Source organism: Bacillus sp. LM 4-2 (assembly GCF_000978495.1).
Classification (GTDB): Bacteria; Bacillota; Bacilli; order Bacillales; family Bacillaceae; genus Bacillus; species Bacillus subtilis.
Genome location: NZ_CP011101.1, coordinates 3,767,475 through 3,793,776, shown reverse-complemented (window position 1 = coordinate 3,793,776; position 26,302 = coordinate 3,767,475). Strand labels below are relative to the sequence as shown.

Below are 26,302 nucleotides of genomic sequence, written 5' to 3'. Positions count from 1 at the left end.
AATGCAGATTTTTTCCGCATAAAGAGGAAATTTTTCAAATGAATTTGTAAGCGTTTTCAAAATAAGATAAAGAAAACATTGCGGAGGTTGTTCACAAAGCAATGAGAAAAGGGGGCTTTTAAGATGAGCGCATTCACTCGGGTAATGGAAGAAAAAATAATGCCTGTCGCCGGGAAAATTGCCGGGCAGCGGCATCTCAGCGCTTTGCGTGACGGAATTATCCTGACCATGCCGCTGATTATTATCGGGTCTGTCTTCTTGATTTTAACGAGCCTGCCGATTCCGGGGTATGCTGATTTCATGGCGAGTGTGTTTGGGAAGGAGTGGGCTGATAAGCTCGGATATCCTGTTAACGCTTCGTTTGATATTATGGCGATGATTGCCGCTTTTGGGATCGCCTATCGGCTGGCGGAAAGCTATGGTGTCGATGCCCTTTCGGCCGGAGCGATTTCAATTGCCGCATTTCTATTGGCAACGCCGTTTGAGGTGCCGTTTACACCGGATGGCTCAACGGAACCCATCATGGTAGGGGGCGGAATCCCGATCACGCTGCTTGGCAGCAAGGGCTTATTTGTCGCCATGCTGATCGCCTTGTTTTCAACCGAAATCTATCGGTACATTATTCAAAAAAATATCGTCTTCAAAATGCCAGACGGTGTGCCGCCTGCGGTAAGCAAATCGTTTGTCGCGCTGATTCCCGGCTTTATCATTGTGTTTCTCGTGTGGCTGGCGCGCCTTCTGATTGAAATGACACCTTTTCAGAGTCTGCACAATGTCGTAGGAGACCTGCTTGGCACACCGCTTTCCATCCTAGGCGGCAGTCTCGGCGGAAGCCTGATCGCTGAATTTGTGCAGATGCTGCTTTGGTCGTGCGGGATTCACGGGGCTTCCATCATTGGCGGAATCATGGCGCCGATTTGGTACGGCGCGATGGATGCCAACCGTCTTGCCTTCCAAGCGGGCGAGGCGCTGCCGAGTATTTTTACGACTCAGTTTTTTCAAATTTGGATCAATGTCGGCGGGAGCGGAGCGACACTGGCGCTTGTCCTGACGATGCTTGTCCGATCTCGCAGCAAACAAATGAAGCAGCTTGGCCGATTAGGGATTGGGCCCGCGCTTTTTAATATCAACGAGCCGATCATTTTCGGCATGCCGATTGTCATGAATCCGCTCCTTATTGTCCCATTTATCATCGCACCGCTCCTCACGATTACCGCGACTTATATCGGCATGAGCACCGGGCTGGTGGCAAGACCGGCCGGAATCGCGGTGCCGTGGACGATGCCGCCGCTCATATCAGGCTACCTGGCGACAGGCGGAAAGGTGTCGGGCGCCGTTATGCAGCTGGTAAATCTGCTGATCACCTGTGCTATCTACTATCCGTTTTTCAGAATATGGGATCATCAAAAATGGCGGGAAGAGAGTGCGGTTGAATCTGGCGGATAAAAATGTGATGTGATAGATGATCAGCCTGTCATAGGGCTGATCATCTCCTTTTAAACGAAAGAGAATGTTAGAATATGTAAAGGAGGTGCGCATGCTAGATTATATATGGTTAGATGACGAATCACCAATCTTACAACAAGTACCAGTTGAATACTCATCTGCTGCACTTATCTTTTCTCCTTTTATCCAAATGCCTGAAGGATGGGAGAATGCAAAAAGAAAAAATGATTACGAGCATATTTATCCAAACGATGATGAAATAAGAGGAATAGGCAAGGCTGTTTCCTGGAAGAAGGTTATGTCTTCTTGCGGCTTTCAAACACATGCTGAGCTGGCGCTGGCTTTAATGACGTCGATAGGCGCTTTAAGGGACGAGTTCGCGAGAGAGGATTTGGCTGAGGTGTTACATGAAAACATAAATGGAGACCTCTATTATCCCAGCGAGGATCATATTTCAAATTTTCATATTCCGAGTTTGGTAAAGGTGTTAGGTGCGAACGGATCCAATCGGTTTTATTACGCAGAACCGATTGTGGAAAACCGCGGCGTTTTGGACATAACTGAAGCCAACTTGCGGACGGTTCTTGATGAAGCCGCAGCAGAGCTCGTTTTGACTGATGAGAAAATGGATTTTGTGTTTATGAGTGTATATGACTCATTCATTAATGTCTTTTTAGCAAAAGATAAAAACATCAATGACCTGGTTCAGCGTATGGGCTGGGAAGCCATGATTTGCGATGAGTCAACGTATATCAGTTGGTATAGATAAAAAAGAACGTACATCACAAAATGTACGTTGGATATGTTGAATTTTCCCTATTGTTTTGCTCTGTGCGAAGGTCTATAGCGGTTTCTTGAATATGAAAGTATATATAAATAGACGCCAGTTTTTTTTCTGTAGATTTTCTTTCTAAGCTCTTAACTGATAAAGAAAGTACTACTCGATGATATCCTGATACAATATCTGTAAATCATCAACTCCTTGATGTATAATGTCAGCTAGTTTTTGATTTTATTTCAATTTATAAAAAGACACTCCTATAATAGAGCGAGAACAATGCATTTTAACATAAATTTCAATAAAAGCTATAAAAAATTGGTAAACGAAGTCGATATTTGTTAAGTGCACCTATTAAAAAGGAGTGTTTAATTTGAGGAAATACTTAATTATGTTACTTTTGTTGATCATTTCAGTGACTCAATCGTTCCAGACTGCGAGTGCGGCTGAAGAAATTGGATGGAAAAAAAAGGCGGATTTACCAGAGGCGAGGGTTCATGCAAGTAGCAGTGTTGTCGATGGAAGAATTTACATAATTGGTGGTGGGAGCACTGCGAACTATGCTGAAAATCAAACATTTATGTATGATCCAAAAACAAATGAATGGACGAGGAAAGCTAACATGCCTACAGCGAGAGCGGGTGCTGCTACTGTTACCGTTGATAATAAGATCTATGTAATGGGGGGCAGATCGTTAGAGGGGTATGTCAATACAGTAGAAGTGTATGATACCAAAACTGATACTTGGGAAAAAATGGATGATCTTCCGTTTGAGTTGAAAATTCCAGCGAATAGTTTATACGCAGGGGTCATCGGAAAGAAAATATATGTAGTCGGATCTGGGAATACTTTAGCTCATAAAGATTATGGGAATACTTATAGTTATGACTTGGAAAATAAAAAATGGGAAAAGAAACAAAGATTTAATTATGAGGTAACTGATGGAACCTCGGCGGTAATCAATGATAAATTATATATTTCTGGCGGCAGACAAGCATCGAATCAAAGTATGTATGAATATAATCCAGTGAGTGATAGCTGGAAAGTAAAAAAGGGAGGATTTTCAGGACATTATCTTTCGTCGGTGGTTTATAATGGTAAGATGTTGGTAACAGGGAATGTCTATACAGTTAGGGTTTATGATCCTAACTCGGAAACATTTACAACTCTATCTGTTCCTAAAACAGACTATTACAAAATGGCGCATTCATCTGTAATAGTTGATGATACTCTTTACATGATAGGCGGAAGGGAGCAAAACGGCGGTTTTGCTGAAAAAGCGTTCAAATATAAATCAGTTGATGCAATTTCATTAAAAGATTTAGGTATAAAATCAGATAGTAGTACAGAAGGTGAAAAAGATAAGCCTTCTGGTGGTGATACGACAATACCAGGAGATAAAGATAATGATGATGTAACATCTGGCTCAGATGAGGGGCAAGCTCTTCTTGTAGTCACGATGACCAACGGTCTACAAAAGGAATATGAGCTTTCCATGAAGGAAGTGAATGATTTCATCAAATGGTACGGAGCACGTGATAAAGGGGAAGGACCTGGTTTTTATGTAATTGATGAGCATGACAACAACAAAGGGCCGTTTGAAAGCAAAAAAGATTATGTTGTATTTAAGAATATTTTAATGTTTGAGGTTAACAAATATAAGTAAGCCTGTCAGCCATTCAGTGAACTGAATGGCCTTTTTATTTTACACTAATTTTTTTATTCTGCTTAAAGAGATTTTTTTCTCATCCTCCCCTTCATGCATAGGATGCGCGCCTAGATACGGCTTCGCCACACCTTCAAGTAATTGCGGAATTCATACGGAAACTGATGTAGTGTTGCTGGCCTTCCGGATATGACATACTCTCTGTTAATCAGGCTCGAACGTACATCACAAAATGTACGTTCTTTATTTTTATCGCTGAAAGAACTCAATCCACTCACCGTCAGGGCCTTCGATATAGAAATAACGGTATCCGTTTGGAAGTGTTGTGATCTCCTCGTCGATAAATTTTGCGTTCATTTTTTCCGCTTTTGTATATTCAGCCGCGATGTCATCAGTCAGCAGGGCAATGTGGTGCACTTTTCCTTCAGCGGGAAGCTCGCTGCTGTAGCCTTGAATCAGTTCAATTTCTGTTTCCGGGCCGTCTTCAAAGCCAAGAAATGCAAGCTCGATTACACCGTTCGTGTGTGTGATGCGATCCTTCAATTTCATGCCGAGTACCTCTTCATAAAATGTGATGGACGCGTTAATATCTCTTACCATGATGCCTGTATGGTCAATTCGTTTTGGCATGCTGCTCCTCCTCGAAACTCTTTTTGTCTATCGTAGAAAAACCTTTCCTTTCTGTCAATGCAGACATCTTGGCGTTTTGTGGTACGATAAGAGAAAGCAAACAGAAAGAGGACGACATATATGAAGCTACTCATCCTAAAGAAAGCACACGCTGCCAAAATCAAAAAAGGCTATCCCCTTATCGAAAAAGAAGCTCTCGCAGGGAGTGCGGGGCACATGAAAGAAGGAGACCTCGTTGATATCGTGTCTGAGAGCGGCGAGTTTCTCGCGCGGGGCTATTACGGCCTGCAAAACAAAGGGGTCGGCTGGACACTTACCCGCAATAAACATGAACAGGTTGACCAGGCATTTTTTCTCACCAAATTAACAAAAGCGGCCCAAGCGCGCGCCAAACTATTTGAGGCTCAAGATACAACAGCTTTCCGCCTGTTCAACGGTGAGGGCGACGGTGTCGGCGGCGTCACCATCGACTATTATGACGGCTACCTGCTGATTCAATGGTACAGCAAGGGGATTTACACCTTTAAAGACATGCTGATTTCCGCATTGGATGAGATGGATCTTGATTATAAAGCGATTTACGAGAAGAAACGCTTCGACACGGCTGGACAATACGTTGAAGATGATGACTTCGTGAAAGGGAGAAGGGGCGAGTTCCCGATCATCATCCAGGAGAATGGCATTCAATACGCGGTGGATCTGAATGAAGGCGCCATGACGGGCATCTTTTTGGATCAAAGACACGTGCGCAAGGCGATCAGAGACCGCTATGCAAAAGGGAAAACCGTTTTAAATACATTTTCTTATACGGGTGCATTCTCCGTGGCAGCGGCGCTTGGCGGAGCGGAGAAAACAACAAGCGTCGACGTGGCAAACCGAAGTCTGGCCAAAACGATCGAGCAATTCAGCGTGAACAAGCTGGATTACGAAGCGCACGACATTAAAGTGATGGACGTGTTTAACTATTTTTCATATGCTGCAAAAAAGGATTTGCGCTTTGATCTGATTATTCTCGATCCGCCTTCCTTTGCGCGCACAAAAAAACGCACCTTCAGCGCGGTCAAGGATTATAAAAACCTGCTGAAGGAAACGATCGCCATCACTGCTGACAAGGGTGTCATTGTTGCCTCTACAAACAGCAGCGCCTTTGGCATGAAGAAATTCAAAGGCTTTATCGATGCCGCATTTAAAGAAACAAACGAACGCTACACCATCATTGAGGAATTTACGCTGCCGGAGGATTTCAAAACGATTTCGGCATTTCCGGAAGGCAACTACCTGAAAGTGGTCCTTCTGCAGAAAAAATAATGAAAAAGCTGCCCTGTTCAGGGGCAGCTTTTTTTATGTAGAAATGATCTGCTGGACGCGGCCAATGCGGCCATCTTCAAGACGGACTTTAATGCCATGCGGATGAAAGTTTGATTTCGTCAAAATATCCTTCACTGTCCCTCTCGTCAGTTTTCCTGTTTTTTGATCTGCTTTCAATACAATATCAACCTGCAACCCTTTCGAAATGCTGTTTCGCTCTTGCCCGTTCATAACGCACATCCTTTCTTTTGTTCATTATAGTCATTATGGTTTAAAAGTAACAGCCGGCTGATGAAGTGTATGTTTGTTTTTTTCAGCCTTCATTAAATATAATGTCAGGCCAAAGCCTGCTATGCTCAGAATGCCAAAAAGCAAGTAGACTGCGAAAATCGACACGTAGTCAAAAATGTACCCGCCTGCAAATGTGCAGAACCAGTTGCCGAACCCGTTGCCAATGGCGGCGTACATGGTCAGCGCCGTCGCTTCAACGTGTCTTGGGGTAATCTTTTTCACATATTGAAGCGCCGCCGGGATAAATAAACCGATGGCCACTCCCTGAAGAAAGACCGTCGCATAAATGATCCATAGTGAAGGCGCCGTGAAATAGAGCGCCCACCTGAATAATGAGACTCCGCCTGACAGCATAATGACGTTGAGCAGCCCCATTTTATCTATAAATGTTTGGGCGAATCTCATAAATGGAATTTCTGAAATAACGCCGATGAAAAATAAAATGCCGATAGCGGAAAGTGACGCGCCGCTTTTGTCCAGAAAAAGACTGAAATACGTATTGTTCGCTAAGTTTGGAGCAAATGTCGTAAAGGTGATGATCATAAAGATGAGGACAGTTTTGTTGCTGATAAGCTCCCGGAATCCTTTGCGGATATTGACCTTTGTTTTCGTTTTCTGCTGGCCCGGCATTTGAGAAGCCAATATGGCGGCAATGCACAGAAAGGCACAGCCAAAGATAAAGATCACGTGAATGGGGTACAGCTGGTTCGTCACCTGTCCCATGGCAAACACCGCGACGCCGAAGCCGAGAGAGCCAAACAGGCGGATTCCGCCGTAGTTGCCGTTTGTTTCTTGTGTGTACCTTAGTGAAATGCTGTCCGAAAGTGGAATAATCGTGCTTTGAAAGGCTGCAAAACAGGCCGCAATCAAAATAAACAGAGGAAAGCTGTCAAATGCAATATAGCCTAGTCCAATGATGCCTGTGATTGATGTGCAAACCGCCAGCAGGCCTTTCGTTTTTTGCGTATAGTCGCTCAGCATGCCCCAAAACGGCTGAAAGAAAATCATCACAATCGGGCCCAGTGACATGATCAAGCCGACCTGTGATCCGCTTAAATGCTGTTCCTTCGTTAAATACATACTGAGTAGGGGAATCATGCTGCCCGTACCGAGAAAAGCAAACAAATAAAATCCTTTTAACGCGGCATAATGCCGTCTCACCTGCAAGTTGTGCATGAGGGTGCCTCCTTTGGTATCCACAAATACATTATATTGGAATTCGTCAGCTTTTCAATAAGGGGAAGCACATAAAAAAAACTGCCCTCGAGAGGACAGTTTTTTACATAAATGAAAGCAAAAACGGCGCCGCGCAAAGCGTCATAATCGCAGCTAAGATCATCGATACGCTTGAAATCGTGCCGGACACAGAGCTAAGCTCAAATGCCTTTGACGTTCCCGCTCCGTGTGCGCTTGTGCCGAGCAGCACGCCCCGCGCGATTTCGTTATCAATACGGAAATAGCGGATGACCATCGGGCCGATCACTGTGCCGAGCAAAGCGGTTAAAATCACAAACACGGCTGTGACGGCAGGCATTCCGCCGATCATTTCAGATACGTTCATCGCGATCGGCGTTGTCACTGATCTCGGGACGAGGCTGTCAATTAAGCCGGTGCCGAGGTGAAGCCATTTCGCAATAAGAGCGGTAGAAATAATCGCGATGCATGAACCGACGGCCACATTCAAAATAATTTCCACTGCGTATTTCTTTAAAACAGGGAAATATTTATATAGCGGGATCGCGAATGCCACGGTGGCCGGCTGTAGCATATCGGTCAGCAATCCGCCGCCGAGATTATAGGACTCGTACGGGACATTCACCAGCAGCAGCAGACCGACTAACACAGCGGGCGTCACCAATAGCGGCGACGTATAAACACGCGGAAAGCGTTGATATACCTTTTTTGCTCCTAAATACACCAAAACCGTTAAAAACAAACTTACAATTCCGATGAACACGTATGCTTTTTCTCCTTTCTCTTTGCAATGAGTTGTGTAAGCGTTCCTGTAGACACCATCACGACAAACGTGCTGATGATGACAACAAGCAGAATGCTGACACCAAATTTCGACATAATGTCTCCGTATTCAATCACTCCGACGGCAGACGGGATAAAAAATAAAAGCAGCTCCCCGAGAAGCCACGCTGCACCAAGCTCTATCCATTCAAGCTTGATAATGTTAAAGTGCAATAATGTGAAAAGAATCACAATCCCTATTATACTGCCGGGAATATTTATATGAAGAAGGGCTGTCACCCAATTAATCAGCCGAGCAAATATAAATAACAGAGCGATTTGAATAACGGTTAGCAACAGTTTTTTCATATTGATGCCTCCCTTATATACTTATTGTACATAAGGTCTCGCTATAGGTAAAATATATATTAAGAATAAGAAGTATTCCTTTTGTCTATAGAAAGGGTGAAGCACATGGATATCCGCCATTTAACATATTTCTTGGAAGTCGCCCGTTTAAAAAGTTTTACGAAGGCTTCCCAATCCCTTTATGTTTCTCAGCCGACGATATCAAAAATGATCAAAAATTTAGAAGAAGAGCTCGGAATTGAACTGTTTTACCGAAACGGCAGGCAGGTAGAACTGACTGATGCCGGCCATAGCATGTATGTGCAGGCGCAGGAAATCATTAAATCATTTCAAAACCTGACGTCAGAATTAAATGATATTATGGAAGTCAAGAAAGGGCACGTACGGATTGGACTGCCGCCGATGATCGGATCGGGGTTTTTCCCGAGAGTGCTCGGCGATTTCCGTGAAAACTATCCGAATGTCACCTTTCAGCTAGTCGAAGACGGTTCTATAAAAGTCCAAGAAGGTGTCGGGGACGGCTCTCTTGATATCGGCGTTGTGGTCCTTCCCGCAAACGAAGATATCTTTCATTCGTTTACAATCGTAAAAGAAACCTTAATGCTTGTCGTTCACCCTTCCCACCGGCTGGCTGATGAGAAAGAATGTCAGCTGCGTGAGTTGAAGGACGAGCCTTTTATTTTCTTCAGAGAGGATTTTGTCCTGCACAACCGAATTATGACGGAATGTATCAAGGCTGGGTTCCGGCCCCATATCATTTATGAAACATCACAATGGGATTTTATCAGTGAGATGGTATCAGCCAACCTTGGGATCGGACTTTTGCCGGAACGAATCTGCCGCGGCCTTGACCCGGAAAAAGTGAAAGTCATTCCGCTTGTCGATCCGGTCATCCCTTGGCACCTCGCCATTATTTGGAGAAAGGACCGGTACTTGTCGTTTGCGGCCAGAGCTTGGCTCGAACATACGAAATCGTATTTATGGGACCCGAAAAAAGATAGTAAAGGATGATGCAAACATGGATGCACAATCAGCAGCAAAATGTCTTACTGCTGTCCGCCGGCATAGCCCACTGGTGCATAGCATAACCAACAATGTCGTAACGAATTTCACAGCAAACGGCCTGCTCGCGCTCGGCGCATCGCCCGTTATGGCATACGCGAAAGAAGAGGTCGCCGATATGGCGAAGATTGCGGGTGCACTCGTTTTAAATATCGGAACGCTGAGCAAGGAGTCAGTCGAAGCGATGATCATCGCGGGGAAATCAGCTAATGAACATGGCGTTCCCGTCATTCTTGATCCTGTCGGTGCCGGAGCAACACCGTTCCGCACTGAATCGGCACGTGACATCATTCGTGAGGTGCGCCTTGCTGCAATCAGAGGAAATGCGGCGGAAATTGCCCATACCGTCGGCGTGACCGATTGGCTGATCAAAGGTGTTGATGCGGGTGAAGGCGGAGGCGACATCATCCGGCTGGCTCAGCAGGCGGCACAAAAGCTAAACACGGTCATTGCGATAACTGGTGAAGTTGATGTCATAGCCGACACGTCACATGTATACACCCTTCATAACGGCCACAAGCTGCTGACAAAAGTGACAGGCGCCGGTTGCCTGCTGACTTCCGTCGTCGGTGCGTTTTGCGCTGTGGAAGAAAATCCATTGTTTGCTGCTATTGCGGCCATTACTTCGTATGGGGTCGCCGCTCAGCTTGCCGCACAGCAGACGGCTGACAAAGGCCCTGGAAGCTTTCAGATTGAATTGCTGAACAAGCTTTCAACTGTTACTGAACAAGACGTCCAAGAATGGGCGGCTATAGAAAGGGTGACTGTCTCATGACTCGTATTTCTCGGGAAATGATGAAAGAGTTATTATCTGTATACTTCATTATGGGGTCAAACAATACGAAAGCCGATCCTGTTACAGTTGTACAAAAAGCGTTAAAAGGCGGTGCCACCCTGTACCAGTTCCGTGAAAAAGGCGGGGATGCGCTGACAGGAGAGGCTCGGATTAAATTTGCTGAAAAAGCGCAGGCAGCTTGCCGTGAAGCTGGTATTCCGTTCATTGTCAATGATGATGTGGAAATGGCTCTGAAGCTGAAAGCTGACGGTATCCACATCGGCCAGGAAGACGCAAATGCGAAAGAGGTAAGAGCTGCCATAGGTGATATGATTCTCGGCGTTTCCGCTCATACGATGTCTGAGGTGAAGCAAGCCGAAGAAGACGGAGCGGATTATGTCGGGCTTGGGCCGATCTATCCGACTGAAACGAAAAAAGATACGAGAGCGGTACAGGGTGTATCTCTTATCGAAGCAGTGCGCCGTCAAGGCATCAGCATTCCAATTGTCGGCATCGGCGGAATCACAATAGATAATGCCGCACCTGTTATCCAAGCGGGGGCCGATGGCGTCAGTATGATCAGCGCCATCAGTCAGGCGGAGGATCCTGAGAGTGCTGCACGCAAGTTTCGTGAGGAAATTCAAACGTATAAAACAGGAAGATAATCGTTCATTTTCCTTCAAAGGGCTGTTCTGTAAAAGGACAGCTTTTTTGCTGTCCATCAAGGTTTTCAGACCTTCAAATTTTAATTGACAAAGGACAAGAACTGGCTATGATTATGTTATACAATGATAATCATTTTCAATTATAGGAGGAACATGATGGCTCGGGGGCTGGCACTTATTCTATTCAGCTTGTTGATGGTTTTCGGTTCTGCGGCACATGCGGAAGATGATCCGATCGCCGCATTAATTCAATTAAACAAGCAAATGATCAAATCCGTAAAAGACGGGGATATGGATTCGGCACAACAAACGTTTGACACCTTCAAAGCGAAGTGGAAAAAAGAAGAACCTTCTATTAAGAAAGAAAACCTTTCTTCTCACAGTGAAATGGACGCGAATATCGCGATGATTTCTCTTTCTTTTATCAATCAAGACGCAGGCAAGCTCAAAACACAGCTTGAAGAGCTTGCGTCTCATTTAGAAACCTATCAGCAGGCTGTCGTGCTGAAAAAGACATCCTCAGGTCAATCAAGGGCGTCCTTAACAGCCTATATACAAAGCTTGAAAGACACAAAACAGTTCATAGAAAAAAAACAATTGGATGAAGCGTCATCCGCAATCGACAATTTAGTTACATCCTGGCTCGCTGTTGAGGGAGATGTCGTGTCCCAATCGAAAGAAGCCTATACGACATCGGAGGAAAATCTGGCGCTGATGAAGGCGGAGATCGGCAGCCATCCTGAAAAGGTATCAAAGCAAATTGACGAAATGATTCAATTGCTCGAGCCGATCGCTTCAAGCAGCTACAGCTGGTGGGATGCGGCGCTGATCCCGATTCGTGAAGGAATGGAGGCCCTCCTTGTCATCGGAGCGCTATTAACCATGACAAAAAAAGCGCGGGTTACGCGTTCCTCGACATGGATCTGGGGCGGGGCGTCCGCCGGCATGGCTGTTTCCTTAGCAGCCGGCATCGGTGTCACGGTTCTGTTCTCCTCCAGTGTATTCGGAGAAAACAATTTCTTGCTTGGCGGCGTTACCGGCGTACTGTCCGCTGTCATGCTTTTGTATGTCGGGGTGTGGCTGCACAGAAACGCCTCAATGGATAAATGGAGAGAAAAAATCAATATCCAGAAGTCACAGGCACTAAAAAAACGAAGCCTGCTTTCCTTTGCGCTCATTGCATTTCTGGCAGTTGTAAGAGAAGGTCTCGAAACGGTCATCTTTTTCATCGGGCTTGTCGGGAAGCTTCCGCTCACTGAACTGATCGGCGGAACTGCCGCAGGGCTTATCGTTCTCGTCATCGTCGGTGTTCTGATGATCAAGCTCGGAATGCGCATTCCATTGAAGCCGTTTTTTCTTCTATCAATGGCGGTTGTCCTGTATATGTGCGTGAAATTTCTCGGAACCGGCGTTCACAGCCTTCAGCTGGCGGGCATTCTTCCGTCTGATGCAGAAAGCTGGCTGCCGTCTGTATCGGTGCTAGGAATTTATCCGTCTGTGTACAGCACGATTCCGCAAATGTTGATTTTCCTCTTTTTACTGATTGCGCTTGTTTCAGAAGCGGCAAAACATTTTACAAACGGAAAGGAACTGACAAAATGAATTTCACAAAAATCGCTGTATCAGCCGGATGCATACTTGCGCTGTGCGCAGGCTGCGGAGCCAATGACACATCTTCAACCAAAGAAAAAGCTTCATCTGAAAAAAGCGGGGTCACTAAAGAAATCACCGCATCCGTAAATAAAATGGAAACCATCATTTCTAAGCTGAATGACTCAGCGGAAAAAGGAGACCAAAAAGAGATTGAAAAGAAGGGGAAAGAGTTAAACAGCTACTGGCTTTCCTTTGAAAACGATATTCGCAGCGACTATCCATTCGAATATACAGAAATCGAAAAGCATCTTCAGCCAATCTACACAGAAGCGCAAAAAGACAAACCGGATGCAGCAAAAATCAAGACAGAATCCGAGTCATTGAAAGCATCCTTAGAAGACCTGACAGAAGCGAAGAAGAGCGGCAAAAAGGCTAGCGATCAGCTGGCTAAAGCAGCGGATGAGTATAAAGGCTATGTCAAAAAGCAGAGTGGCCAGCTTGTCAAAGCGACTGAAGCATTTACGAGTGCTGTGAAATCCGGTGATATCGAAAAATCCAAAACGTTATATGCGAAAGCGCGTGTTTATTACGAGCGTATCGAACCGATCGCTGAAAGCCTTGGAGATCTTGACCCGAAAATTGATGCACGAGAAAACGATGTTGAAGAAGGAGACAAATGGACAGGCTTCCATAAGCTTGAGAAGGCCATTTGGAAGGATCAAGATATTTCCGGGGAAAAGGCAACAGCTGACCAGCTTCTCAAGGATGTAAAAGAGCTTGACGGTTCAGTTCAATCACTGAAATTAACCCCTGAACAAATTGTTGCAGGCGCGATGGAGCTTCTGAACGAAGCCGGAATTTCGAAAATCACGGGAGAAGAAGAGCGCTACTCACGGATTGATTTAGTTGACCTTATGGCAAATGTGGAAGGCTCCGAAGCCGTTTATCAAACAGTGAAAAGCGCGCTTGTAAAAGATCACTCCGACTTGACGGAAAAACTGGATACGGAGTTCAGCGAATTTGAAGTTTTAATGGCAAAATACAAAACAAGTGATCAGTCCTATACGTCTTATGATAAATTAAGTGAAAAGCAAATCAGAGAGCTGAGCACAAAGCTGACGACTCTTTCTGAAACCATGTCGAAGATTGCGAATGTGCTATAAAAGGAGTTTTGTAACATCATGAGCGATGAACAAAAAAAGCCAGAACAAATTCACAGACGGGACATTTTAAAATGGGGAGCGATGGCGGGGGCAGCCGTTGCGATCGGTGCCAGCGGTCTCGGCGGTCTCGCTCCGCTTGTTCAGACTGCGGCTAAGCCATCGAAAAAGGATGAAAAAGAGGAGGAGCAGATTGTTCCGTTTTACGGAAAGCATCAGGCCGGAATCACAACTGCCCATCAGACGTATGTCTATTTTGCTGCCCTGGATGTAACAGCAAAAGACAAAAGCGACATCATTACGTTATTTAGAAACTGGACAAGTCTCACACAGATGCTGACATCTGGCAAGAAAATGTCAGCGGAGCAGAGAAATCAATATCTGCCGCCGCAGGATACAGGTGAGTCTGCTGATTTATCCCCTTCCAACTTAACGGTCACATTCGGATTTGGGCCTAGCTTTTTTGAAAAAGACGGAAAGGACCGCTTCGGGCTGAAAAGCAAAAAGCCGAAGCACCTAGCCGCTCTTCCAGCGATGCCCAATGACAACCTGGATGAAAAGCAGGGAGGCGGGGACATCTGCATTCAAGTATGTGCAGACGATGAGCAAGTGGCGTTTCACGCGCTGCGTAACCTGCTAAATCAAGCGGTCGGCACTTGTGAGGTCCGCTTTGTGAACAAAGGCTTTTTAAGCGGAGGAAAAAATGGCGAAACACCGCGCAACCTCTTCGGGTTCAAAGATGGAACAGGCAACCAGAGCACGGAGGATGACAGCTTGATGAACTCGATCGTGTGGGTTCAGTCCGGTGAGCCTGACTGGATGACGGGCGGCACCTATATGGCTTTCCGGAAAATCAAAATGTTCCTTGAGATATGGGACCGCTCTTCCCTCAAGGACCAAGAGGATACCTTCGGCCGCAGAAAAAGCTCAGGGGCGCCTTTTGGGCAGAAAAAGGAAACAGATCCCGTGAAGCTGAATCAAATTCCGTCTAATTCACACGTCAGTCTAGCGAAATCTACGGGAAAACAAATTTTGAGAAGAGCTTTCTCTTACACAGAAGGGCTTGATCCGAAAACCGGCTATATGGATGCAGGTCTTCTGTTTATCAGTTTTCAAAAAAATCCCGACAATCAGTTTATCCCGATGCTGAAGGCTCTTTCAGCAAAGGATGCGTTAAACGAATATACACAAACAATCGGTTCTGCTTTATACGCATGCCCAGGCGGCTGCAAAAAAGGAGAATATATTGCCCAGCGTTTGCTGGAATCATAAAAGAAGCCTTTACAGGCTTCTTTCAGCGTGTCGACAAACCCTCGCATTCGTTGTCAAGCCTGTGCGTTGGTGCTCACGAATTAGAGCATTCGCTCCGCTCCAATGCTCGGCTTTCCTAGACTTCAAGGGTTTTCAATCACGCTGAAAGGATGACAAAATCCTAAAACTTTTTAGGATTTTGTCAACAATCTGAAAGAAGCCTTAATCGGCTTCTTTATTTAAAAAACAGTTGTAACTTTAATTGTTACAGTTTAAAATCAATTTATACGAAAGGAGATTATCATGACAGTACACATTAAAGTTTATTCAGATTACGTCTGCCCATTTTGTTTCGTTGGAAAAGCCGCTTTTGAAGAAGCAATAAAAGAAAAGGATGTTGAAGTCGAGTGGATGCCGTTTGAACTGCGCCCAAGCCCATCTCCTCAGCTTGATCCGGTCAATGATCCTTCCAAACAGTACATGTGGCAGACATCAATTCAGCCAATGGCGGAGAAATTAGGAGTCGAGATCAATTTTCCAAACGTCTCGCCCCATCCGTATACAGACCTCGCGTTTGAAGGCTTCCATTTTGCGAAGGAATACAATAAAGGACATGAATACAACACCCGTGTCTTTCAGGCGTTTTTCCAGGAGGGCCAAAATATTGGCGATATTGACATCTTGACGAAGCTCGCCGAGGAAGTGGGATTAGACGGTGCATCATTTAAATCAGCACTGGAAACAAGAACATATCAGGACGTGCAACGCCAAGCCTTGAAGCACGCTTATGAAGAGGCTGACATCACAGCCGTTCCAACCTTTATTATCGGCGACACTGTAATTCCAGGTGCTGCCGGCAAGGATGTATTTGAAAAAGCGATTTCTGACGAACAGAAGAAAAGACAAGGAAAAAGCTCTCTATAAAGAGAGCTTTTTTTATTCCTGTTCCATATGGACGCCAGTATGCGCCTTCACCTGAATTTCTGCAAACGTATCTTCATCAATTGTTTTATCAGACGACAGCACCGTTCCGAGCCACGCGCCGAGAAAGCCGAGCGGGATGGAAATAATTCCTGGATTAGACAGCGGAATGAGCGGATCACCGGTAAAAATAGCACCTCCGGCCGGGTCCCACACACTAGGGCTCATCGATACCAGCACAAGCGCGCTGATCAGGCCTGTCAGGCTGCCCCATAAAGCGCCTGAGGCATTGAATCGTTTCCAGAAGACTGTAAACACAATCAGCGGAAGGTTTGCGCTGGCGGCTACCGCAAACGCGAGTGCAACAAGGAACGCCACATTTAAGGATTGTGCAAAAATCGCAAGGAGAATCGAGAGTACTGACACGGCGACAGAAGCCCATCTGGCCGCTTTCATTTGTTCTTTTTCAGTTGCTTCTCCCTTTCTGATGATCTGGCTGTAAATATCATGGGCAAATGCTGAGGCGGCAGACAGCACCAACCCTGTCACGACAGCCAAAATGGTGGCAAAGGCGATGGCTGATACAAACGCGAACAGAAAGTCTCCTCCGAGCGCTTTTGCTAAAAGCGGAGCCGCCATATTTCCCGCTTGATCAGCCGCTGTAATCGCGTCAAAACCGACAAATGCCGCGGCACCAAAGCCGAGAAACACCGTCATAATGTAAAACACACCGATAATCCATGTCGCTGACACAACGGATGTACGGGCCGTCTTGGCATCCTTAACTGTATAAAACCGGATCAATATATGCGGAAGCCCGGCGGTTCCCAGCACGAGTGCCAAGTTTAACGACAAGGTCTCAAGCGGCACCTTGTATTTATTTCCGGGATTCAAAAAATCAGCGCCAAGCGGAGTAGCCGTTTTCATCTGCTCAAACATGGTATTGAGGCTAAAGCCGAATTTCGAAAACACGATAATCGAAATCACGAGTGTGCCGGCCATCAGCAAAACGGCTTTAATAATTTGAACCCAGCTTGTCGCGATCATGCCGCCAAACACGACATAAATGGTCATCAGCACTCCGACGATGAGGACAGCCATAGTATAATCCAGCCCTAGAAGCAGTTTGATCAGCGCGCCCGCCCCCACGAGCTGGGCGATCATATAAAAAGTAGAGATGGCAATGGTATTGAGAGCCGCGACACCGCGGATTTTCTTTTCTTTAAAGCGAGCGGCAATCATGTCTGCCATCGTGTACTTTCCAAGATTCCGAAGCGGCTCCGCCACGATGTACAAGACAACGAGATAAGCCACCAGAAAACCGATGCTGTAAAAGAAGCCATCAAATCCATATAACGCAATCATTCCGGCAATCCCGAGAAACGAGGCGGCAGACATGTAGTCACCGGCAATTGCCAGTCCATTCTGAACGCCGGTGAGCCCGCCGCCCGCCGTATAAAACTCACTCGTCGTTTTCGTCCGCTTCGCGGCAAAATACGTGATAATAAGCGTCAGGCCAACAATCGCCAAAAATAATAAAAAAGCAGTCATATTCATGTCTGTTCACCCTTCAGATCCTCTTTTAAAGCGCTTACATACTTATCGAAATGGGCGGCTCTCCGGGAATACACAGTACTCAGTATCCAGGTCATAGCGAATTGGGCGATGGCGAACAGCCAAGCCCATGAAACAGCTCCAATGGCCGGTGCATTCAAAAAGGTGAAATAAGATGTCAAAACAGGGAGTGAAAAATAAAAAACAAAAAAGAAAATCGCAGAAGGAACAATAAAAGCGCGTTTCTGCTTTAAAAAAGCTTGAAAAGACGGCGTTGCAGCAATCTGTTTATAATCAGCTTTGTACATGGCTTTCCCTCCTTTTATTCGCTAAACGTAAGCAAAAAGGTACACCAATAGGTATGTACTGAAAGTCCGATTTATGCGTTGAACAATATCTGGAGGATGAAAAAAGAAGGAAGTCGTGAAGAGGTGAACACAGTGGTCTAAAGACAGGCGAAGGTTTTCAAGCTCGGCCGTGTATAAACGAGTTTGCTTTCAAAACCTCACCGAATGCAGCTTGTTCTCAGCAAAGCTGCTGTTTACCAGAGCACGGTTATCATGTTCGCATCACCGGCTGTCTGTCGTAGTTAGCTGACACACCGTTTGTCCTCAAGCTCAGCGCAGCGATTTGCTTTTGAATAGAGGATATGGTGAAAACTCAGATCAGGTGATAGAAAAGCCAGAGGTAAATAGATCCGCCTGTTCGGACTAGTCTTGCCGGACGGTTTTTTTGTGGTTTTTCTTTCTCGATGCTGTCTCAGATTCTAAAAACTGCCTCACATCATGAATGCCTAATCCAATGGATCTAGCTTCTTGAATTAACATATGCCAACCTTTGTCCAAATCTTTTTTAACATGAGTTTTCATAGTAACCTCCAATTGTATAAAATGTTTTCCTGCAACATGCGGGCAATAAAAGACAAGCCAGCGCGATGATGAGGCGAGTACAACAAATTTCACACATAGTTGCTCGGTGTTCACAAACTGAAGGAAAAACCACCTACCTATTCCCTAAAAAAATGACTAATATAACCAATGGACCTTATTTATAATAATAAACAATTAAATACTGACTGGATAGTATGTAAATGAAAATAAATCATTTAGCCTATTAAAAATGACCCCTGGGAAACCGAATAGCATAACCGTTCAAAGAAATAAATACCGCTAAAGATTGATCCGGTGTAAGATAAGGGTAATCATTACCGCCAGGAGAAAAATATGAAAAAAAACAAATTTCAAATTAAAAGAGAAGCAACATTTGAAAGTTTTATAGACGCTGGCGTGAATTTGTTGATTGACCGAGCGTATGATCCGGTTTCTGTAGAAGATATCAGCAGAGCCGCCGGGTACAGCAAAGGAGCATTTTATGTTCATTTTGTCAGCAAGGACGATTTTCTGCTGTACCTTCTCGAAAAACGTCAGATGAAAAAAAAGATCATTATAGGGTATCTTGATCAAATGGAGCGGGAGTCAGTGAAATCGCTGACATTGGACGAGGCTGCAAAACACGCTGCAGAACTGCTTTATTCCTATTACATAAATAAGCCGTCGTGGGACATCACCTCGTTTGCCATGAACATGCCGACATATAAAGTCTTAAAGAAATGCAAGGCCTATGTCCGGCTGTACGAATTGTGGGTGGAAGAAAATGTGTTATATATTAAGTGGCTGAAGGAGAGAAAGCTGATTGACGCCTGTATTGATCCTGAATATACGGCTAAAATAATATGTGCAGTCCTCGACGGAATCATCAAACAATCATATGTATTGGGCCAGCCAGCCACCTTCCGCAGCTTTTTAGACGCACTCTCGGTATTTTTTACTTTAGACAGAGAGCACGAGACGCCAAGAATTTTGAAAAGTTTTTCAGAAAGCGAGGAACATCAGTGAAGTATAGAGAAATAATTATGTATATCATTATGGGGGTTTTCACAACCATTGTGAATATCGCCAGCTTTTATATATTGGTAGAGATCATGAATGTGGATTACAAAGCCGCCACTGTTGCCGCTTGGATTTTGTCCGTGCTGTTTGCTTACATAACAAATAAATTATATGTGTTTCAGCAAAAAACACATGATCTGCAGAGCCTGCTGAAAGAGCTCACTGCTTTTTTCAGCGTTCGGGTCCTGTCTCTCGGCATAGATTTAGGCATGATGATCATTCTTGTCGGCCAGTTCAATACAAATGAAACCTTGGCCAAAATACTCGACAACGCGGTCATTGTTGTCGTCAACTATGTTGCGAGCAAATGGCTCGTCTTTAAAAAAACAAAAGAAGAAGGGGTATGAGAGGACAGCAGCATATGATCTGCCGTTTTCTATAAAGAAATAAGGGGAATAAAAAATAAAAACCAGAAAGGTGATTGCACATGCGGGAAGAGCTGAAGGGGATATTTGCAAGTGTATTCGGAGAAAAAGAGGGGTTACGGTTTTTTTTCGCACCTGGAAGAGTGAATCTGATTGGAGAACATACAGACTATAACGGCGGGCATGTCTTTCCGTGCGCGCTGACAATGGGTACATATGCTGCTGTTGCAGAAAGAAAAGACGGGGTTGTCCGGATGTATTCAGACAACTTTAAAGACGAAGGGATCAAGGAATGCAGCCTTGACGACATTCGCTATCAAAAAGAAGACGACTGGGCGAACTACCCAAAAGGCGTGATTTATGAATTTCAACAGAGGGGATATGCAGTTCCCCATGGCTTTGACATTGTTTTTTCAGGGAATATTCCAAACGGGGCGGGACTGTCGTCTTCCGCTTCTATTGAACTGCTGATGGGGGTCGTGCTCCAAAGCTATTTTCATCCTGAAGTAGATGCGCTAGAGCTTGTGAAAATGGCGCAGCATGCGGAAAACCATTTTATCGGCGTCAATTGCGGAATTATGGACCAATTTGCAATTGGAATGGGGAAAAAACATCATGCGATGCTGCTGAACTGTGACACGCTTGACTATGAATATAGCAAACTCAATGTCTCAGGCCTCGCGCTGGTCATCGCGAACACGAACAAAAAAAGGACATTGGCTGACTCGAGCTATAATACGAGACGCCAAGAATGCAATGATGCATTGCTTGATCTGAAAAAAGGCCTCGATATTGCAGCACTGGGCGACATCAAGCCTTCTGATTTCGATGCGCATTCCAGCCTGATCCAAAGTGAAACGAACAGACGCCGGGCAAAGCACGCTGTATACGAAAATCATCGTGCTATTAAGACGGCCCATATGTTCAAAGAGAACAATATAGATGAAATCGGGCAGTTAATGAAGGAATCCCACCTTTCATTGAAGGATGACTATGAAGTAACATGCCCTGAACTTGATGAGCTTGTGTTTGCGGCATGGGATCACGAAGGTGTAATTGGATCAAGAATGACGGGAGCAGGCTTTGGCGGATGCACTATCAGCATTGTAAAAGATGAATTCGTTGATGATTTTATTCAGAAGGTTGGAGACAGATATCAAGAAAAAACAGGGCTCCGAGCGGATTTTTATGTCGCGGATATCGGAGAGGGAGCGAGAGAACTAAAGGGGGAGTGACATATGAGTATTATTGAACATCTGGAACAGCTGCTTGAGTATGGCCTGGAACGAAAATTGATTTCGATCTGGGATCGGGAATATACGAGAAACCGCCTTTATGAAGCGCTGGGCATCACACATCCCGAGCCGGTCTCCGGCATCTGCATCAAGCAGTCACAAAGCCTGCCGGACTTGCTCGCTCCCATCTATAAATGGGCTGCCGAAACCGGCCGAATGGAAGCGGATACAGATACGTACCGTGACCTGCTCAGCGCAAAGCTGATGGGCTGTTTTGTACCTGCTCCGTCAGAGGTCATTCGCAAATTTGAAGAGACAAAAGCATTATACGGCCCAAAACAGGCGACAAAGGAATTCTATCAATATTCAGAGGATGTCTATTATATACGGACTGACAGAATCGCCAAAAATGTTCATTGGACGGTGCCGACCGAATATGGCGAACTGGAAATGACCATTAACCTATCAAAGCCTGAAAAGGACCCGAAAGCGATTGCGGCTGCAAAAGAGCAGGAACAGACAAATTATCCGATGTGTTTGCTGTGTAAAGAAAATGTCGGGTTCGAGGGAAGCGTGAATCATCCAGCCCGGCAAAATCACAGAATCATTCCGGTCACCCTTGAGGACGAACAATGGTTCCTGCAATTCTCGCCATATGTCTATTATCCGGAGCACTGCATTGTCTTAAAAGGTGAACATGAACCGATGGAGATCAGCAAAAAAACATTTGAAAGGCTGCTGTCATTTCTCGGGCAGTATCCGCATTATTTTATCGGTTCAAACGCGGATCTGCCGATTGTCGGCGGCAGCATCCTAAGCCATGATCATTTCCAAGGCGGCGCGCATGATTTTCCAATGGCACGTGCAGAAGCGGAAGACGTTTATGAATTAAAAGATTATCCCGGCGTGTCGCTGGGCTTAGTGAAGTGGCCGATGTCTGTGCTCAGGCTCCAAGGAGACGAACCGGGTCATGTCGCCGAAGCTGCTGACCATATCTTCCGCACGTGGCAGACGTATTCCGATGAAAAAGCCGGCATTGCCGCCTATACAGGCGATACGCCCCATAATACGGTCACACCGATTGCGCGGCGCAGGGGAGGCTTGTACGAACTCGATATCGTACTGAGGAACAACCGGACGGATGAGGAGCATCCATTAGGGATATTTCATCCCCATAAGGAAGTTCACCATATTAAAAAAGAAAATATCGGCCTGATTGAGGTCATGGGATTGGCGATATTGCCGGGCCGCTTACAGGAGGAAATGAAAGAAACGGCAGCGGCGCTATGCTCTGCTGATCCGAAAACAGCTTTAGAACAAAATCCGCTCACGGCAAAACATAGTGAGTGGGCTATTCGGATGATGGAAAAAAGAACCATAACAAAAGAGAATGCAGATCTAGTCATAAAAGAAGAGCTGGGACATGTATTCGCTCGCATTCTTGAACACGCCGGTGTGTTTAAACAGACAACAGAAGGAAAACAGGCCTTCAGAAGGTTTATCGACCAGTTGGGCGTCAAACCAGTCAAAAGCCTCAACCGCTAGGGTTGAGGCTTTTTCGATTTTTATGGCAAAACAAACACCCAAAGCGCTGACGCTTCGGGTGCTGCTGCTTTTATCCTCTTTTTCTGGTTAACAGGCTTACTAGAAAGACAACAATGGCTGCACCGATTACCGCTGGAATAATGGCAAATCCGGCTAGGTGCGGCCCCCATGTTCCAAGCAGCCCGTGTCCGATCCAGGCGCCAATAAGACCTGCGATCATAGACCCGATAATTCCTCCGGGCATATCTCCTTTTACAAACAGGCTTCCAAGCCATCCGATAATAATAGCGACGATAAGTGAAATAAGAAAACTCATCATGCAACACATCCTATTTTTTATTTATTTGCTTATATCATTCCTCTTTTTTGTATAAGATAAACAACTGGATGCTCTCATTAAAAAATACGGACAATTCAGAGCATATTGGCTCTTCATTGCGCCTTTTCTTTCAATATTTGATGCGTTAAAATGGTAACCGTGTGAAAAGATGCTAGACAAGGAAAAAATAATTCCTATCTAGAAAGTTTAACAAAATGAAATTTTTGATTGACCTAAGTTTTTTATTGTGGTAAACCTTTATTTGTCAGAATTAGTTCTTCATCATCTTTTCTTTACTTATATGCGGAAATAACTAGAAACTTTTCATCTTAAGCGATAGATGTGAATAAAGTTGGAGCAATTTTTGTCGATTTTATGACATTTAAGCGAAAATGGGATGAAGTTTATAAAAAAATAAAGCTAATAAGTGAAGTTTTTGATAGCATAACAAAGTAGAGAAAAGATTTTGAGGAAGTATGCACTTCAGATTTATTACATCAATAGGAAGGATGGTGATCTTCTTGTTCAGAGCATTAAAACCGTTGCTTGTATTAGCGCTGTTAACTGTGGTTTTCGTCCTTGGGGGATGCAGCAATGCTTCAGTACTAGATCCGAAAGGACCTGTAGCTGAACAGCAAAGTGATTTAATCCTGTTATCTATCGGATTTATGCTGTTTATCGTCGGGGTCGTCTTTGTTCTATTTACCATTATTTTAGTAAAATACCGCGACCGTAAAGGCAAAGATAATGGATCTTATAACCCAGAAATTCACGGTAACACGTTTTTAGAAGTAGTCTGGACAGTGATCCCAATTTTAATCGTCATTGCACTTTCTGTGCCAACAGTACAGACGATATATTCGTTAGAAAAAGCTCCTGAAGCAACAAAAGATAAAGAGCCTCTTGTTGTTTATGCTACTTCGGTAGACTGGAAATGGGTATTCAGCTACCCTGAACAGGATATTGAAACGGTCAACTACTTAAACATTCCTGTCGATCGCCCGATCTTGTTCAAAATCTCATCTGCAGATTCAATGGCTTCGCTATGGATTCCTCAGCTTGGAGGGCAAAAATATGCGATGGCAGGAATGCTGATGGATCAATACTTACAGGCTGACAAAGTGGGTACTTACGAAGGCCGCAACGCGAACTTCACAGGTGAACATTTTGCAGACCAAGAGTTTGATGTGAATGCAGTCACAGAAAAAGACTTTAACAGCTGGGTGAAAAAGACTCAGAACGAGGCTCCTAAGCTGACAAAAGAGAAGTATGATGAATTGATGCTTCCTGAAAATGTGGACGAATTAACGTTCTCTTCTACTCACTTGAAATACGTTGATCACGGACAAGACGCTGAGTACGCGATGGAGGCGCGCAAACGCCTTGGCTATCAAGCCGTTTCACCGCACTCTAAAACAGATCCGTTTGAAAACGTAAAGAAAAACGAATTTAAGAAGTCTGATGATACAGAAGAATGATATTGATCAGGAAAGGAGGAAGCCTGCATGAAATTCAAATGGGACGAATTTTTCGTAACTGGTGACCCATTAATTCTGGGCGCACAAGTTTCCATTGCGCTTTCAACCATTGCCATTATTTTTGTACTGACTTACTTCAAAAAGTGGAAATGGCTGTGGTCTGAATGGATAACTACTGTTGACCATAAAAAACTCGGAATCATGTACATTATATCTGCTGTAATAATGTTATTCCGCGGCGGTGTCGACGGTCTGATGATGCGTGCCCAGCTAGCGCTTCCGAATAACAGTTTTTTAGACTCAAACCACTATAATGAAATTTTTACAACTCACGGTACAATCATGATCATCTTCATGGCGATGCCGTTCTTAATCGGTCTTATTAACGTTGTTGTGCCTCTTCAAATCGGTGCCCGCGACGTTGCGTTCCCTTACTTGAACAACCTGAGCTTCTGGACGTTCTTTGTAGGGGCGATGCTTTTCAATATTTCTTTCGTTATCGGAGGTTCTCCGAACGCAGGCTGGACGAGTTATATGCCGCTTGCAAGTAACGACATGAGCCCTGGGCCGGGTGAGAACTACTACCTCCTCGGACTTCAGATTGCCGGTATCGGTACCCTGATGACAGGGATCAACTTTATGGTAACAATCTTAAAAATGAGAACAAAAGGCATGACATTAATGCGTATGCCAATGTTCACATGGACAACACTGATCACAATGGTTATTATCGTGTTTGCGTTCCCTGTACTTACAGTAGCATTAGCACTTTTATCATTTGATCGTTTGTTCGGCGCTCACTTTTTCACATTGGAAGCAGGCGGTATGCCGATGCTTTGGGCTAACTTGTTCTGGATTTGGGGACATCCTGAAGTATATATCGTTATACTTCCGGCGTTTGGTATTTTCTCAGAAATCATCTCAAGCTTTGCAAGAAAACAATTGTTTGGTTACAAAGCAATGGTTGGTTCTATTATCGCCATCTCTGTATTGAGTTTCTTAGTTTGGACTCACCACTTCTTCACAATGGGGAACAGTGCGTCCGTTAACTCATTCTTCTCAATTACGACAATGGCAATCTCAATCCCAACCGGGGTTAAAATCTTTAACTGGCTCTTTACAATGTATAAAGGCCGAATCAGCTTTACAACACCTATGCTGTGGGCGCTTGCGTTCATTCCTAACTTCGTTATCGGCGGGGTTACAGGGGTTATGCTTGCGATGGCAGCAGCGGATTATCAATACCATAATACGTACTTCCTTGTATCTCACTTCCACTATGTGCTGATCGCGGGTACTGTATTTGCTTGTTTCGCCGGATTTATTTTCTGGTATCCAAAAATGTTCGGCCACAAGCTGAACGAAAGAATCGGAAAATGGTTCTTCTGGATCTTTATGATCGGGTTCAATATTTGTTTCTTCCCGCAATATTTCTTGGGGCTTCAAGGCATGCCTCGCCGTATTTACACATACGGACCGAACGACGGCTGGACAACATTGAACTTTATCTCAACTGTCGGAGCTTTCATGATGGGTGTAGGATTCTTAATCCTTTGCTATAACATCTACTACAGCTTCCGTTACTCTACTCGTGAAATCAGCGGAGATTCATGGGGTGTGGGACGTACGCTTGATTGGGCGACTTCTTCTGCGATTCCGCCGCATTACAACTTTGCGGTGCTTCCTGAAGTCAAATCTCAAGATGCATTCCTGCATATGAAAGAAGAAAAAACTGAATTATACCCTGAAAGCAAATTCAAGAAAATCCATATGCCAAGCAACTCAGGCAGACCGTTCTTTATGTCTGTTGCCTTCGGTCTCGCTGGCTTTGGACTGGTATTTGAATGGTACTGGATGGGCGTAGTCGGATTGATCGGAGTCCTGCTCTGCATGGTTCTGCGTTCATTCGAATACGACAACGGCTACTACATTAGTGTTGATGAAATAAAAGAGACGGAAAGAAAGATTTCCGAATAAGGAGGCGTG

The 26,302-nt window shown here is 44.8% G+C and carries 25 protein-coding genes and 1 pseudogene; 17 read left to right on the top strand and 9 right to left on the bottom strand.

Annotated elements, in window-relative coordinates:
* Positions 1-123: 123 nt before the first annotated feature.
* The 3 genes and pseudogenes from celB (at position 124) to bslm_RS18880 (ending at position 3,890) form a co-directional block, all read left to right on the top strand.
* Positions 124-1,459 (top strand): annotated as a pseudogene (celB, locus tag bslm_RS18890) (PTS cellobiose transporter subunit IIC).
* 78 nt (positions 1,460-1,537) lie between these two features.
* Positions 1,538-2,215, top strand: coding sequence for a DUF2711 domain-containing protein (locus tag bslm_RS18885; RefSeq protein WP_041338005.1), 678 nt, complete (start codon positions 1,538-1,540; stop codon positions 2,213-2,215).
* A 382-nt stretch (positions 2,216-2,597) separates the two neighbouring features.
* Positions 2,598-3,890 (top strand): Kelch repeat-containing protein, encoded by a 1,293-nt coding sequence (locus bslm_RS18880; RefSeq protein WP_046381423.1) that lies wholly within the window; start codon positions 2,598-2,600, stop codon positions 3,888-3,890.
* Positions 3,891-4,139: 249 nt separating this feature from the next.
* Here bslm_RS18880 and glxA read toward each other — a convergent pair whose 3' ends face one another.
* Positions 4,140-4,520 (bottom strand): glyoxalase GlxA, encoded by a 381-nt coding sequence (glxA, locus tag bslm_RS18875; RefSeq protein WP_003227362.1) that lies wholly within the window; start codon positions 4,518-4,520, stop codon positions 4,140-4,142.
* A 120-nt stretch (positions 4,521-4,640) separates the two neighbouring features.
* Here glxA and bslm_RS18870 point away from each other — a divergent pair, with 120 nt between their 5' ends.
* Positions 4,641-5,828 (top strand): class I SAM-dependent rRNA methyltransferase, encoded by a 1,188-nt coding sequence (locus bslm_RS18870; RefSeq protein WP_046381422.1) that lies wholly within the window; start codon positions 4,641-4,643, stop codon positions 5,826-5,828.
* A gap of 33 nt (positions 5,829-5,861) precedes the next feature.
* Here bslm_RS18870 and bslm_RS18865 read toward each other — a convergent pair whose 3' ends face one another.
* The 4 genes from bslm_RS18865 to bslm_RS18850 all read right to left on the bottom strand — a co-directional run bounded on the left by bslm_RS18865 (position 5,862) and on the right by bslm_RS18850 (position 8,444).
* Positions 5,862-6,059, bottom strand: coding sequence for a YwbE family protein (locus bslm_RS18865; protein WP_003227367.1), 198 nt, complete (start codon positions 6,057-6,059; stop codon positions 5,862-5,864).
* A 33-nt stretch (positions 6,060-6,092) separates the two neighbouring features.
* Complete coding sequence (locus bslm_RS18860) at positions 6,093-7,295, bottom strand: MFS transporter (protein WP_046381421.1); 1,203 nt, start codon at positions 7,293-7,295, stop codon at positions 6,093-6,095.
* Positions 7,296-7,398: 103 nt separating this feature from the next.
* On the bottom strand, positions 7,399-8,076 hold the full coding sequence (locus bslm_RS18855) for a CidB/LrgB family autolysis modulator (protein ID WP_003227371.1): 678 nt from the start codon (positions 8,074-8,076) through the stop codon (positions 7,399-7,401).
* Positions 8,058-8,444, bottom strand: a complete 387-nt coding sequence (locus bslm_RS18850; RefSeq protein WP_003227375.1) for a CidA/LrgA family holin-like protein — start codon at positions 8,442-8,444, stop codon at positions 8,058-8,060. The genes bslm_RS18855 and bslm_RS18850 overlap by 19 nt, the downstream gene beginning before the upstream one ends.
* A gap of 105 nt (positions 8,445-8,549) precedes the next feature.
* Here bslm_RS18850 and cidR point away from each other — a divergent pair, with 105 nt between their 5' ends.
* The 7 genes from cidR (at position 8,550) to bslm_RS18815 (ending at position 15,874) form a co-directional block, all read left to right on the top strand.
* Positions 8,550-9,455: a cidABC operon transcriptional activator CidR gene (gene cidR / locus bslm_RS18845; RefSeq protein WP_003227377.1), complete on the top strand. Its 906-nt coding sequence runs from the start codon at positions 8,550-8,552 to the stop codon at positions 9,453-9,455.
* 7 nt (positions 9,456-9,462) lie between these two features.
* Positions 9,463-10,281, top strand: a complete 819-nt coding sequence (thiM, locus tag bslm_RS18840; RefSeq protein WP_029726196.1) for a hydroxyethylthiazole kinase — start codon at positions 9,463-9,465, stop codon at positions 10,279-10,281.
* Positions 10,278-10,946, top strand: coding sequence for a thiamine phosphate synthase (gene thiE, locus bslm_RS18835; RefSeq protein WP_046160983.1), 669 nt, complete (start codon positions 10,278-10,280; stop codon positions 10,944-10,946). Before thiM ends, thiE begins: the two co-directional genes overlap by 4 nt.
* A 156-nt stretch (positions 10,947-11,102) precedes the next feature.
* Positions 11,103-12,548: a ferrous ion permease EfeU gene (gene efeU, locus bslm_RS18830; RefSeq protein WP_046160982.1), complete on the top strand. Its 1,446-nt coding sequence runs from the start codon at positions 11,103-11,105 to the stop codon at positions 12,546-12,548.
* The gene (gene efeM / locus bslm_RS18825) at positions 12,545-13,702 is read left to right on the top strand and encodes an iron uptake system protein EfeO (RefSeq protein ID WP_046381420.1); all 1,158 of its coding nucleotides are present in this window, start codon (positions 12,545-12,547) and stop codon (positions 13,700-13,702) included. Before efeU ends, efeM begins: the two co-directional genes overlap by 4 nt.
* A gap of 18 nt (positions 13,703-13,720) precedes the next feature.
* Positions 13,721-14,971 (top strand): iron uptake transporter deferrochelatase/peroxidase subunit, encoded by a 1,251-nt coding sequence (gene efeB / locus bslm_RS18820; RefSeq protein WP_029318658.1) that lies wholly within the window; start codon positions 13,721-13,723, stop codon positions 14,969-14,971.
* Between the two features lie 282 nt (positions 14,972-15,253).
* Positions 15,254-15,874, top strand: coding sequence for a DsbA family oxidoreductase (locus tag bslm_RS18815; RefSeq protein WP_046381419.1), 621 nt, complete (start codon positions 15,254-15,256; stop codon positions 15,872-15,874).
* Positions 15,875-15,886: 12 nt separating this feature from the next.
* Here bslm_RS18815 and bslm_RS18810 read toward each other — a convergent pair whose 3' ends face one another.
* The 3 genes from bslm_RS18810 to slrA all read right to left on the bottom strand — a co-directional run bounded on the left by bslm_RS18810 (position 15,887) and on the right by slrA (position 18,294).
* Positions 15,887-17,428, bottom strand: coding sequence for a solute symporter family protein (locus bslm_RS18810; RefSeq protein ID WP_038429827.1), 1,542 nt, complete (start codon positions 17,426-17,428; stop codon positions 15,887-15,889).
* The gene (locus bslm_RS18805; RefSeq protein WP_003227392.1) at positions 17,425-17,733 is read right to left on the bottom strand and encodes a DUF485 domain-containing protein; all 309 of its coding nucleotides are present in this window, start codon (positions 17,731-17,733) and stop codon (positions 17,425-17,427) included. Before bslm_RS18805 ends, bslm_RS18810 begins: the two co-directional genes overlap by 4 nt.
* Before the next feature lie 402 nt (positions 17,734-18,135).
* A complete protein-coding gene (gene slrA / locus bslm_RS18800) occupies positions 18,136-18,294 on the bottom strand; it encodes a transcriptional regulator SlrA (protein WP_003243648.1) in 159 nt (52 codons plus the stop codon).
* A 354-nt stretch (positions 18,295-18,648) separates the two neighbouring features.
* Between slrA and slrC the strand changes: the two genes are divergently transcribed.
* The 4 genes from slrC (at position 18,649) to galT (ending at position 22,519) form a co-directional block, all read left to right on the top strand.
* Positions 18,649-19,320 carry a transcriptional regulator SlrC gene (gene slrC / locus bslm_RS18795; RefSeq protein ID WP_014478350.1) on the top strand — a complete coding sequence of 224 codons (672 nt, stop codon included), beginning with the start codon at positions 18,649-18,651 and terminating at the stop codon, positions 19,318-19,320.
* Between the two features lie 17 nt (positions 19,321-19,337).
* Positions 19,338-19,721, top strand: coding sequence for a GtrA family protein (locus bslm_RS18790; protein WP_003227398.1), 384 nt, complete (start codon positions 19,338-19,340; stop codon positions 19,719-19,721).
* 80 nt (positions 19,722-19,801) lie between these two features.
* The gene (locus bslm_RS18785; RefSeq protein WP_046381418.1) at positions 19,802-20,974 is read left to right on the top strand and encodes a galactokinase; all 1,173 of its coding nucleotides are present in this window, start codon (positions 19,802-19,804) and stop codon (positions 20,972-20,974) included.
* Positions 20,975-20,977: 3 nt separating this feature from the next.
* Complete coding sequence (gene galT, locus bslm_RS18780; RefSeq protein WP_046381417.1) at positions 20,978-22,519, top strand: UDP-glucose--hexose-1-phosphate uridylyltransferase; 1,542 nt, start codon at positions 20,978-20,980, stop codon at positions 22,517-22,519.
* Positions 22,520-22,589: 70 nt separating this feature from the next.
* Here the strand turns inward: galT and bslm_RS18775 are convergent, their stop codons facing one another.
* Positions 22,590-22,835, bottom strand: coding sequence for a GlsB/YeaQ/YmgE family stress response membrane protein (locus bslm_RS18775; RefSeq protein ID WP_009968363.1), 246 nt, complete (start codon positions 22,833-22,835; stop codon positions 22,590-22,592).
* A 515-nt stretch (positions 22,836-23,350) separates the two neighbouring features.
* On the opposite strand from bslm_RS18775, the gene qoxA reads away from it, so the two are divergent.
* Entirely contained in the window at positions 23,351-24,316 is a 966-nt protein-coding gene (gene qoxA / locus bslm_RS18770) for a cytochrome aa3 quinol oxidase subunit II (RefSeq protein ID WP_010886637.1), read from the top strand.
* Between the two features lie 27 nt (positions 24,317-24,343).
* Positions 24,344-26,293: a cytochrome aa3 quinol oxidase subunit I gene (qoxB, locus tag bslm_RS18765; RefSeq protein ID WP_003227407.1), complete on the top strand. Its 1,950-nt coding sequence runs from the start codon at positions 24,344-24,346 to the stop codon at positions 26,291-26,293.
* The last annotated feature ends 9 nt before the right edge of the window (positions 26,294-26,302 follow it).